The following is an 11,799-nucleotide window of genomic DNA, read 5'->3' on the forward strand; positions in this document are numbered from 1 at the left end:
ATTAGTGATTTTTAATTTTTAAGCAAAACCGGGGTTTCTACCGAGTGCCTTTAAGTGTTTAAAGTGCGAAATTATCGCTTTTCTGGTAGTTTTGTATTCGTAATAAGGTAAATTATATTCTTGTGCTGTTTGTCTAACAATTTTGGCAATTTTTGTGTAATGTATATGGCTAATGTTAGGGAACATATGATGTTCTACCTGATGATTCAGTCCTCCGGTAAACCAGTTTACGATCTTATTTCGAGTAGAGAAGTTAGAGGTGGTGAATAACTGGTGGATCATCCAGGTGTTTTTGATGGATCCTGTTTTGTCTGGTACTACGGTTTCAGTCTTTTCCACGATGTGTGCAAGCTGAAATACGATGCTAAGGATTAGTCCTGCTGTATAATGCATGGCAAAAAATCCGATCAAAACTTTCCACCAGGCGATATCCAGAATCAACATGGGAAGGATCACCCAAATGGTCAGGTAGATCACTTTGGTCATGATAAGTACGCTCCATTCACGGGTAGGGTTAGGGAATTTACCATAGGAGAGCTTACGTTTCATGTAACGTCTCATTTGCTTGAAGTCTGTTGTGATCGCCCAATTCAGGGTTAGTAGTCCGTAAAGAAATACAGAATAATAATGTTGAAACCTGTGAAAGCGTCTCCATTGTGCATGTTCAGAAAAACGTATGATCCTTCCTGCATCCAGATCTTCATCATGTCCATGGATATTTGTATAAGTATGGTGTAGTACATTGTGCTGTACCTTCCAGTTGTATACGTTTCCTGCCAGGATGTAGATGCTGGCACCCATTACCTGATTGATCCATTTCTTAGAAGAATATGATCCGTGGTTTCCGTCATGCATCACATTCATTCCGACTCCGGCCATACCAACTCCAATCACAATGGTCAGTAATAGTTGTAACCATTGATTCATATCCAGTGTAAGGATTAAAAAGTAAGGGGTAAGGAAGATCAGGAACATTATTGCAGTCTTTAGGTACAGTTGCAGGTTTCCTGTTTTTTTGATGCCGTTCTCCTTGAAGTATTCATTTACACGGCTATTTACCGTTTTAAAGAATTTTGCAGGATCCTTTCTTGAAAATCGGATCGTTTCAGTAGTTTCGTTCATAGTTGTAATTTGTTTATTGCTTCATATTCAAAACAGACATTTGTTCGTGTCAAAACAGCAAAAATAGGAATTAATGGTTTAAGAACTAATAATTAGGAGTTAAGAATTATGAGTTAAGAATTGAGAATTGAAAAGCAAAAGCAATTTACTGTTTTCTGCATCACTGTTTTCTATTTCCCGTTATCAGCATAACTGTTATTCAATGTAACAGCGTAACAAGTAACCCCGTAACTAAAATTAATTGAAATTCGATATTGAGGTTAGATATGTTACTTCACCGGTATTGTTTATTTTTGCAGGAAATTAATAGTGTGTAATGAATAGTAGTATCATCGATTCTTATTTTCCTGATCTCACTGAGCGTCAGAAAGAACAATTTAGTAAGCTCGGAGAATTGTATAAGGAATGGAATTCCCGGATCAATGTGATCAGCCGAAAGGATATCGATGAGTTATACGTCCGTCATGTACTACATTCATTGGGAATAGCAAAAGTTGTTCAATTTAAGGATGGCGCTGCCGTTCTCGATGTGGGTACCGGAGGCGGATTTCCAGGTATTCCTTTGGCTATTCTTTTTCCTGAAGTTCATTTTCACCTGATCGATGCGATCGGTAAGAAAATAAAAGTGGTAGAAGCGGTTGCAAACGAGCTCGGTTTAACGAATGTGAAAGCAACGCATGGACGTGCTGAAAAAGTAAAAGATCAGTATGATTTTATTGTGAGTCGTGCCGTTACCCGTATGCCTGATTTCGTAAAATGGGTTAAGGGGAAGGTGAAGAAGGAAAGCGTTCATGAAATTAAGAACGGTATCTTATACCTCAAAGGGGGTGATCTTTCCGAAGAACTATCGGATTATAGGTCCGTAAAACTCTATGCGCTCTCCGATTATTTTACGGATGCGTTCTTCGAAACCAAGATGGTGGTGCACTTGCCCATGAAATATAAGCCTTGATCACAATCGAAGTAAACGGTTATAACTACTTCTGTAATTATTGACGAAATGACGGCATCTCTCGATCAATGCAGATCCTGGATACGTGGACTGTTTCATTTCAGTACCGTGCAGTTTCTCTTCAAACTTTCTGATCTTCTTTAATACTCTTGATTTCTTTTTTGCGACAAATACGTGCTCCATTTCGGTGGTCTCCACGGTTTTTTCAGACGTTCCGGAAGCATCGATGATCTCGTATTTAACGCTTAAAATGCAAAAATCCTTTTCACTTTTCATAATAAAGGGGCTTAAGGTTAACTCTCAAATGTAATAATAATTTTTACATAAAAGAAACAATTTGGTAACATTAACTTAACATTAGATTGTTTTAGACCCAGATAGTGAGGGGTTTAATGTTCATAAAAAAAGCCCTCATTCATGCGAATGAGGGCTAAAATTTATGGTTCTTCAGGCGTTGTTACCCGAGAAAAGGATATCTGTAATTAACCGGAGAAACAAAAGTTTCTTTGATCAGCCTTGGAGATACCCATCTCAATAGGTTCTGCATCGATCCTGCTTTGTCGTTGGTACCAGAAGCACGTGCACCACCAAATGGCTGTTGACCTACGACAGCACCGGTAGGTTTGTCGTTGATGTAGAAGTTACCGGCAGCATTCTCCAGGGCCACAGCAGCTTCTTCAAGCGTGTAACGATCTGCAGAGAATACGGCACCGGTCAATGCATATTCTGAAGTTGTATCAACCAGTTTAAGAGTTTCGCTCCATTTGCTGTCTTCGTATACGTAAACGGTCACAACTGGTCCGAAAAGTTCAGTGGTCATCGTTTTATATTGTGGGTCTGTGGTTACGATAACAGTAGGAGATACGAAATACCCTTTAGATTTATCATAGGTTCCTCCTGCAAAGATCTCAGCTTCCTTGTCTTCTTTGGCCTGATCGATGAAGCTTGCGAGTTTATCGAAAGATCCTTCGTGAATAACAGCCGTGATGAAGTTGCTCATATCTTCTGGAGACCCCATTTTAAAGGATTCGATATCCTCTTTTACGAAATCAAGTATTTCTGAAGCCTTTGACTTTGGTAGATAAACTCTTGAGGCCGCACTACATTTTTGTCCCTGGAATTCAAAAGCACCCCTTGAGATTGCGGTAGCAACTTGTTTTGTGTTGCTGCTTGGGTGGGCGATAATGAAATCCTTACCACCGGTTTCTCCAACGATTCTCGGATAGGTTTTATAACGGTCGATATTGTTTCCGATCTTTTTCCAAAGATCTTTAAATACAGCGGTAGATCCTGTGTAATGGATGCCGGAGAAATCGGGACTTGCCAGAACGGTGTCGGTGATCATAACCGGGTCTCCGTAAACGACATTGATCACACCATCAGGAAGTCCTGCTTCCTTAAGTACATCAACGATCACTTTTGCTGAGAAAATCTGGTGGTCACTGGGTTTCCATACAACTACATTACCCATCATAGCAGCACTGGTAGGTAAGTTACCTGCGATAGCTGTAAAGTTAAATGGGGTGATAGCGTATACAAAGCCTTCCAATGGACGGTATTCAACTCTGTTCCACATTCCTTCATCTGAATCCGGTTGATCCTGATAAATTTGTGTCATGTACTCAACATTGAATCTCAGGAAATCGATGATCTCACAAGCAGCATCGATCTCTGCCTGATGAATGTTCTTCGATTGTGCGATCATTGTTGAAGCATTCATTTTCTGACGATAGGGTCCTGCGATAAGATCGGCAGCCTTCATAAAGATCGCGGCACGGTGTTCCCAACGCATGGCGGCCCATTTCTTTCTCGATTCAAGACAATTGGCAATCGCCTCTTCTACATGTTTCTTTTCGGCCAGGTGATACGTTCCTACGACATGTTTATGGTCATGTGGAGGTGACATAGTTCTGGTATTACCGGTGCGAACTTCTTCGCTTCCGATATAAAGTGGTACATCAACATTGCCGTTATAATAGGCCTTGTACTGTGCTAAAACTTCCTCTCTTTCCGGAGATCCCGGTACATAAGACTTTACAGGTTCGTTTATAGCCGTTGGTACGTTGAAAAAACCTTTTGCCATGGTACTGTATTTTTTAATTTCGAGCAAATGTACTAAATCGCAAACGGTTTAGAAAGGTTGTGACCCATAAAAAGGTGTTAACGCTGAGTAGTTGAATAAAGTGGGTAAAGAAGTGTCTGACAGAGATTAAAGAGCGATACAGAAAGTGCCTAGTTTACTGCAAATGGAGCACATAATTTAAAAGTCGGAATAAAGACCTTGAACTTTCGGGTTGAGGTGAAATTGATCATGTTATAATGACCTCTCATGGCTCCTATGGGTGATGTCAGGAGACATCCGCTGGTATAAGTGTGGGATTCTCCAGGCTTTAAAACCGGCTTCTTTCCGATAACTCCCTCACCATCAATAATCTCTGTATTGTTGAGGGCGTCGAATATCTGCCAGTGTCTTGAAGTAAGTTGAACGGAATCTTTGCTTTGATTTTCGATTGTAATCTGATAACCGAAGGCAAAATGCATCTTGTAGTTCTTGAAGAAGGTTCCTTCAAAACTAGTGTCAACAGAAACCTTAATGCCTTTGGTTATTTGTGTGATCATCAGTTTAATACATTGCGACGCTTCCGACGAGATAGGCGGTGATAATTATCGATGCTAAAATAAAAAAAATAGTGTTTAAAGCGGTAAATTTAACAATAGTTTTCAATCTGCCCTGGCCGTAAAACCGTCGCATAGCCTTGTAAAGGTAAAATCCAAACCCCAGGATCATAAAGAATTCAAAATCAATGTTGATGATTAATTCTATCAGCGACCCGATGAGCAGCAGCAGAAATAACATGGTTAAGGTATGGAATCCGAAAATGAGGTGGTCCATGTAATTAAAATCATGCCGGATGTAGAACAGCCATATGAAGAGGGCGAAGCAAGGCATGAAAAGAAAGAGTAAAAACGGAACTCTTGAAATGACCTGGTTCATAAAGGTGCCGGGTTGTTTTACCACATGGAAAAAACTTTGACCAAGGTTGTAGGAGAATCTATTTTCCCAATTTGAAGCCAGTTGTAAAGAGTCCTTTGTCTGGGTGTAGTCAAAATGTTTTCCTCGCATCATCGCTTTGTAGAAATATTTCGACTTTGCTGAGATGCGTTCCATTCTAGACTTATTGATCGTATCCGGAAAAACCAATGCTGTTTCTTTTCCTGTGAATGACATCGGCAATTTCAGATTTTCAGATTTATTGATCGAGTCAATGACCCGCTGTTCTTGTTCTGAAAGCTTTTTGTCTAATCGGAGGTTGTAATCCAGGTTTGAGAGGTTGTTCTGTGAGGTGAAAATCAAAAAGTACAATATAGAAAGACTTAAGAGGAAGCGAAATGGATTGGTATAGCGGGCTCTTTTGCCTCTTATGTATTCTTCGGTGATCTTTCCGGGCTTCAGACATAGCGCCAGCAGGGTTCGGTGGAGTTTTGAGTCGTAAGAAATCAGGCTGGAAAATAACTCATCCAGCATATCTTTGAAGGATAGCCGGGTCGGCTCGGTCTTTTGACCGCAGATGCGGCAAAATTTGTCCTCAGGATCAAGAGGGTGTTCACAGTTCAGGCAAAAATTAGATTTGCTTTGCGGTATTGCAGGGAGTGTTTCCTCAATTTTCCTGGGGTTCTTTTCAGACATTATAGTGGTTGGCTTAGTTAGAAATGTTCAGGGAAGACGCGCTGCCTAACCCGATTACACTGTCGTAAAGATCGCCGAATTTGCGATAATATACAACAACCAGGTATTCATTCTCGGTTTCCCAGTGATCGCCTGATATCCGGCCTGTATTTACGATGCCGTTCCTGTCGCGGGTTACGAACTTGTAATTGTATACCCCTTGCTTTAACAGGATAGCGGTATTGAGTGTTCCGGTATCGGGATTATAGGTGAGTTTATTCTCTTCCTGTAATTCATAGTTATTGAACTTGCCGTAAACATATACTTCGTTCAGATCCAGTGTGGGTTCGTACGCCAGTGAGAATCTTACGAACGTATAATCAGCCTCATTGCTGCCATCACTTTCGAAAGTATCGAAGGTCTGAATCGAATAATCGCCATTGATGTCACTGAAATAGGTGTAATCTTTATATTGGCGGATCTCGTTGGTGTAGAGGTAGTGATTGTATCTGTTTTTGAGTTCTACTTTCGCGATACTATTCTGGGCAACGCGGACTTCTTTTGTGTCAAAAAAGTAATATTCATTGCCTCCCGGAAATGCAGTGGCCATATCATATTTATAAAGGAGTTGTTCTCCGGAGATGAATTGCGGTGCTATATTGTAAATGGCTGTTTTAAAATTGCTGTTCTGTAAAAGGCAGAGCTTTACTTCGTTTTGAGGATTGATAAGTTGAAAGTCTCCACTGTTTATAGTTATTTCAAGCCGTTGATGTGTATTTATGTAATTAAAATCACGTGTTCTTTTTAGTGCGATTCCCGCAGCGACGGCATCTGAATATACGATGAATCTTCTGGAGAACACGAGATTGTCCTGGGAGTCGAATATCTTAAGAATATGATTTCCTGTGATCTTCAATCGTGTTGATCTGTTCGGGATCTCAAGGGTATAGTGTGTGTACGGCTGCAGTGTTGCCAGAGAATTTCTGTAAGTGATGATGCGCTGGTTGTCTAAACCGTTGAGGTACTGTGTTTTCATGATCTTAGAGGGGGTCCAGTCATAATTGCAGTGCTCGATACGGTAATAGTAGTTGGCTTCGTCGGCATAGAGGTCATCAAAAGTAAGGGTGATTTGCTCGCCGATTTTAACAATTGGAAACTGTGCATAATTTGAACTTCCCGTAAAAATTACGCTTTTTATATTTTCCGGCGGAGCGATCTCTTCCTGTATCTGTGCCTGTGTGAAAAATACGGTTAAACTGAAAAAGGCTGTAAACCAACGATTTAATTTCATATGATTTCGTAAATTTAACAAAAGTAAACATAAGAAAATACGCTGAAACACCCTTATTCAGACACGGTAAAAATAAATCTAATAATTATGTCAGCTGTGGTTTAATTATTAAATTTGCACGAATTTTTAAGTTAAATAACTTTCATTTACATAGATAGCATGTCAAACGACATTAAGATTAGAAAAGGCTTAGATATTAAGCTGAAAGGTGAAGCAGAAAAAACTATTTCTGATGCGCCCAGATCTAAGAATTTCGCTATTAAACCTACCGATTTTCACGGAGTTACCCCTAAGATGGTAGTCAAGGAAGGCGAAACTGTAAAAGCCGGTGATATCCTCTTTTTTTCCAAGTACAGTGACAAGGTGAAGTTTGTTTCTCCTGTTAGTGGAAAGCTGGCTGAGATCAGAAGGGGAGCCAAACGTAAAATTTTGGAGGTGATAATTGAAGCAGATGCTACCGATACCTATAAGGAGTTCGGTAAAAAGAATGCTGCTGCGATGTCGCCTGAAGAGGTTAAGGAATTCTTATTAGAAAGTGGTTGCTGGCCATTCATCAAACAAAGACCTTACGACATTATTGCGAACCCTGAAGATCAGCCAAAGGCTATTTTCGTTTCCGCACTGAACACAGCTCCGCTAACTGCGGATGTTGAATTTATCCTGCAGAATCGTCTGGAGGACTTTCAGGCCGGAATCGATGCCTTGTCAAAGCTGACCTCTGGTAAAACCCATGTGTCTGTTGAAGCAGGATCTTCTGCGATCAGCGGCGTTAAAGGGGTCGAGGTTCACCGTGTAAGCGGTCCTCATCCTGCGGGTAATGTCGGAGTGCAAATTCATCATGTTGATCCGATCAATGCCGGAGAACGTGTGTGGGTTGTTGGTCCTGAGGATGTGGCGATCATAGGTTCCCTGTTCAATACCGGGAAAATGGATCAGACAAGAGTGGTTGCCGTTGCCGGAACTGCTGCACCAAAACAACAATATTTCCGTGTTAAGATCGGTTCAGGAATGAGCGATCTTCTGGGAGAAATTCCGGTGAGTACACGAATCATTAGCGGAGATGTATTAACCGGTAATCAAGTGAGCAATCATGGTTATTTAGGGTATTACGATAACACAGTGACCCTTATTCCTGAAGGAAAGAACTTCCGTATGTTCGGCTGGATGCCATTTATCGACAACCATATTCCTAGTATGTCGAAAACCTCTCTTTCTTTCCTTTTTCCAAATAAAAAATACGAAGTGGATACCAATCTTAACGGAGAGGTGCGTGCTCTTGTTGTAACCGGAGAGATGGAAAAAGTTATGCCGATCGATGTTTATCCTATGCAATTGCTGAAGGAATGTCTTGCCCAGAATATCGAAAAGATGGAAAATCTGGGGATCTATGAAGTCGCTCCCGAAGATTTTGCATTGATCGATTATACGAATACTTCAAAAATTGAAGCACAGTCCATTGTCAGAGAGGCTCTGGACCTGATGATTAAAGAGGTAGGTTAATATATTTAGCTATGAGTTTTTTAAGAAAGAAATTAGATCAAATAAAAAAGCCTTTTAATAAAGGAGAAAAGTGGGAGAAATTCGCTCCTGCTTTTAATGCGTTCGACACTTTTTTGTTCGTTCCAGACCATACGACTAAAAAGGGAGCGCATATCCGTGATGCGATCGATCTGAAGCGTACCATGATTACCGTGGTACTGGCTTTGGTTCCGGCGCTTATTTACGGAATCTACAATACCGGATACCAACATTTTCATCAGTTGGGTGAAACCTTCACTTTTATGGATGCATTCCTGCACGGTGCATGGAAGATCGTTCCGATGATCGTCGTATCCTATGCAGTAGGTTTGGGTATTGAGTTTATTTTTGCTATTTATCGCGGTCACGAAGTCAACGAGGGTTATCTGGTAACGGGATTACTTATCCCGATGATCATGCCGGTAGATATACCGTTATGGATGGTTGCAGTTTCTGTTGCATTTGCCGTTCTTATCGGAAAGGAAGCCTTCGGGGGTACGGGAATGAATATTCTTAACCCGGCACTGATGGCCCGTGCTTTTGCATTCTTTGCATATCCTACTTATATGTCGGGTAACAAAGTATGGGTTTCGGATGCATCGACCATCGACGCTATTTCCGGGGAAACCATTCTGGGGACACTGGCGCACGGAAAACCCGTTGAGCATGATATGTGGAGTATGTTTGCAGGTTCTATTCCGGGATCTATCGGAGAGACCTCTACGTTATGGATCCTTGTCGGTGCAGCTATTCTGATCCTTACCGGAATCGGGAGCTGGAGAATTATGGTGAGCGGTGTTATCGGAGGTGCTATTGCGGGTCTTTTATTCAACCTGTGGAGTGCTAACGGACTTATGGCTTTCCCTTGGTATCAGCATCTGCTGGTAGGTGGATTCGCTTTCGGTCTTGTTTTCATGGCAACCGATCCTGTTTCTGCTGCGCAAACCACAAAAGGTAAGTGGATTTACGGACTCCTTATCGGATTCTTTTGTATCGTGATCAGGGTCTTCAACCCGGCTTACCCGGAAGGGGTGATGCTGGCGATCCTGCTTATGAACGTATTCGCTCCGACCATCGATCATTATGTGATCTCAGCCAATATTAAAAAGAGAAAAAAACGTTTAGCTTCAGCTACAGTTAAATCAGCTTAATCATGAACAGAGACAGTAACGCATATACGTTTTTATTTGCAGCGATCATGGTTCTGGTCGTGGCAGCAGCCCTGTCATTTGCAGCAGTGTCACTACAGCCGATGCAAAATGAGAACATCAGAAAAGAAAAAATGCAAAATATCCTGCATACAATCGGTGTTGAAACCGAGCGTGATCAGGCAGGTGAAGAATTTGAGAAATATATAACCGAACAAGTCGCTTTGACCTCAACCGGAGATGTTGATCCGAATGTGAATGCTTTTGAGATCGATCTTACCAAAGAGATCAAAAAACCGATCGAAGAGCAACGTTTTCCTTTGTTCATTGCGGATGTTAATGGTGAACATTATTACATTATTCCTTTGAGAGGTGCCGGTCTATGGGATGCTATCTGGGGATATATCTCTCTTAAAAATGATGTCAATACCGTTAAGGGAGCGATCTTTGATCATAAAGGAGAGACTCCGGGTCTTGGTGCTGAGATCACTCAGTCCTGGTTCCAACAGCGTTTCGAAGATGAGAAGATCTTTGATCAGTCTGGAAATTTTGTCGGGGTAACCGTTCAAAAAGGATATTCAGGAGGAAATAATAAGGATGATAATGCAGTTGATGCAATTTCAGGTGCAACCATTACCGGAGACGGGGTTACTAAAATGATCCATGACCGTATTCAATACTATCTTCCTTACCTGGAAAAACAGAATGTTAACGTAGCATTAAATAAATAATTATGGCCGATTTAAAAGAAAAAAAGGAAAATAAGCCTGTTGTGCTCTTTGTTTCTGAAGAAAAGGAGCCGCTGTTTTCCAAGAAGAACAGAAAATTACTGACCGATCCGCTGAATGACGATAACCCGATCACCGTTCAGGTACTTGGTATCTGTTCAGCACTTGCGATCACCGTTCAGTTGAAACCGGCCATAGTTATGGCGCTGGCGGTAATGGCAGTACTGGCTTTCAGTAATATGATCATTTCGCTTATACGTAACCTGATCCCTAACCGGATCCGTATCATCGTTCAGCTGGTAGTTGTTGCTGCACTGGTAATTCTTGTTGACCAGGTATTAAAGGCATTTGCTTATGATGTTAGTAAGCAGCTCTCAGTATTTGTCGGACTTATCATTACGAACTGTATCGTGATGGGACGTCTTGAGGCTTTTGCTCTTGGTAACGGTGTATGGAAATCATTCCTCGATGGAATCGGTAATGCAGCCGGATACGGACTTATCCTTGTGATCGTGGCATTCTTCAGAGAATTACTGGGTTCTGGAAAACTATTCGGTTTTGAAGTACTCGGACATAAAGGTGCTACACTCGCAGAGTCTACCGGACTCTATGCGTTAGGATATGAAAACAACGGACTCATGCTTCTTTCGCCTGCTGCGTTACTTACAGTAGGGGTGTTGATCTGGGTACAGCGTTCCAGAAACAGAAAACTAATCGAAAAACACTAAGCCCCGCGCTTATTAAAATTCAGATAAATGGAATACGTAAATCTATTTGTAAGAAGTATTTTTATTGAGAACATGGTGTTCGCATACTTCCTCGGTATGTGTTCTTACCTGGCAGTTTCCAAAACTGTAAAAACTGCGGTTGGACTTGGTGCAGCGGTAATCTTTGTACTTGCGATTACCGTACCTATAAACTACTGGCTCGATAATTATTTATTGCGTCCGGGTGCACTCAAATGGTTGAGTCCGGAATACGCAGATATTGATCTATCCTTCCTTAGCTTTATCATGTTCATTGCGGTAATCGCATCTATGGTTCAGCTGGTGGAAATGGTGGTGGAGAAATTTGCACCTGCACTTTATGGTGCATTGGGTATTTTCCTTCCACTTATTGCAGTAAACTGTGCGATCCTTGGTGGTTCTCTGTTCATGCAGCAAAAAGACTTTGCTAATGTGGGTGAGGCAGCTACCTATGGTCTTGGATCAGGAATCGGTTGGTTCCTTGCTATCCTCGCCATCGCAGCTATTAGAGAGAAAATTGCTTATTCTAACGTTCCTGCTCCTTTGAGAGGACTTGGGATTACCTTTATCATAACAGGACTTATGGCTTTAGGATTCATGAGTTTCATGGGAATCAAATTATAAATT

The 11,799-nt window shown here is 41.4% G+C and carries 12 protein-coding genes; 6 read left to right on the top strand and 6 right to left on the bottom strand.

The window, feature by feature from the left end:
- Window positions 1-18: 18 nt before the first annotated feature.
- On the bottom strand, window positions 19-1,122 hold the full coding sequence (locus DMZ48_RS16900) for a fatty acid desaturase family protein (RefSeq protein ID WP_143956355.1): 1,104 nt from the start codon (window positions 1,120-1,122) through the stop codon (window positions 19-21).
- Window positions 1,123-1,438: 316 nt separating this feature from the next.
- Here DMZ48_RS16900 and rsmG point away from each other — a divergent pair, with 316 nt between their 5' ends.
- Window positions 1,439-2,074 carry a 16S rRNA (guanine(527)-N(7))-methyltransferase RsmG gene (gene rsmG / locus DMZ48_RS16905; RefSeq protein WP_143956356.1) on the top strand — a complete coding sequence of 212 codons (636 nt, stop codon included), beginning with the start codon at window positions 1,439-1,441 and terminating at the stop codon, window positions 2,072-2,074.
- Here rsmG and DMZ48_RS16910 read toward each other — a convergent pair whose 3' ends face one another.
- The 5 genes from DMZ48_RS16910 to DMZ48_RS16930 all read right to left on the bottom strand — a co-directional run bounded on the left by DMZ48_RS16910 (window position 2,075) and on the right by DMZ48_RS16930 (window position 7,032).
- Window positions 2,075-2,350 (bottom strand): hypothetical protein, encoded by a 276-nt coding sequence (locus DMZ48_RS16910; RefSeq protein ID WP_143956357.1) that lies wholly within the window; start codon window positions 2,348-2,350, stop codon window positions 2,075-2,077.
- Window positions 2,351-2,531: 181 nt separating this feature from the next.
- Window positions 2,532-4,157 (bottom strand): L-glutamate gamma-semialdehyde dehydrogenase, encoded by a 1,626-nt coding sequence (pruA, locus tag DMZ48_RS16915; RefSeq protein ID WP_143956358.1) that lies wholly within the window; start codon window positions 4,155-4,157, stop codon window positions 2,532-2,534.
- A gap of 149 nt (window positions 4,158-4,306) precedes the next feature.
- The gene (apaG, locus tag DMZ48_RS16920; RefSeq protein WP_143956359.1) at window positions 4,307-4,693 is read right to left on the bottom strand and encodes a Co2+/Mg2+ efflux protein ApaG; all 387 of its coding nucleotides are present in this window, start codon (window positions 4,691-4,693) and stop codon (window positions 4,307-4,309) included.
- Window positions 4,694-4,697: 4 nt separating this feature from the next.
- Window positions 4,698-5,762 carry a DUF3667 domain-containing protein gene (locus DMZ48_RS16925; RefSeq protein ID WP_143956360.1) on the bottom strand — a complete coding sequence of 355 codons (1,065 nt, stop codon included), beginning with the start codon at window positions 5,760-5,762 and terminating at the stop codon, window positions 4,698-4,700.
- A 13-nt stretch (window positions 5,763-5,775) separates the two neighbouring features.
- Entirely contained in the window at window positions 5,776-7,032 is a 1,257-nt protein-coding gene (locus tag DMZ48_RS16930) for a type IX secretion system plug protein (protein WP_143956361.1), read from the bottom strand.
- A gap of 159 nt (window positions 7,033-7,191) precedes the next feature.
- Here DMZ48_RS16930 and DMZ48_RS16935 point away from each other — a divergent pair, with 159 nt between their 5' ends.
- From DMZ48_RS16935 to nqrE, 5 genes are read left to right on the top strand one after another with little or no spacing between them, the layout of a single operon-like run.
- On the top strand, window positions 7,192-8,532 hold the full coding sequence (locus DMZ48_RS16935) for a Na(+)-translocating NADH-quinone reductase subunit A (protein ID WP_143956362.1): 1,341 nt from the start codon (window positions 7,192-7,194) through the stop codon (window positions 8,530-8,532).
- Between the two features lie 11 nt (window positions 8,533-8,543).
- Window positions 8,544-9,701, top strand: coding sequence for an NADH:ubiquinone reductase (Na(+)-transporting) subunit B (locus tag DMZ48_RS16940; RefSeq protein WP_143956363.1), 1,158 nt, complete (start codon window positions 8,544-8,546; stop codon window positions 9,699-9,701).
- 2 nt (window positions 9,702-9,703) lie between these two features.
- A complete protein-coding gene (nqrC, locus tag DMZ48_RS16945; RefSeq protein WP_143956364.1) occupies window positions 9,704-10,429 on the top strand; it encodes an NADH:ubiquinone reductase (Na(+)-transporting) subunit C in 726 nt (241 codons plus the stop codon).
- Between the two features lie 2 nt (window positions 10,430-10,431).
- Window positions 10,432-11,154 (top strand): NADH:ubiquinone reductase (Na(+)-transporting) subunit D, encoded by a 723-nt coding sequence (locus tag DMZ48_RS16950; protein ID WP_143956365.1) that lies wholly within the window; start codon window positions 10,432-10,434, stop codon window positions 11,152-11,154.
- Window positions 11,155-11,181: 27 nt separating this feature from the next.
- Window positions 11,182-11,796: an NADH:ubiquinone reductase (Na(+)-transporting) subunit E gene (nqrE, locus tag DMZ48_RS16955; protein ID WP_143956366.1), complete on the top strand. Its 615-nt coding sequence runs from the start codon at window positions 11,182-11,184 to the stop codon at window positions 11,794-11,796.
- The last annotated feature ends 3 nt before the right edge of the window (window positions 11,797-11,799 follow it).

The sequence above is a fragment of the Robertkochia solimangrovi genome (assembly GCF_007279655.1).
Lineage (GTDB): Bacteria > Bacteroidota > Bacteroidia > Flavobacteriales > Flavobacteriaceae > Robertkochia > Robertkochia solimangrovi.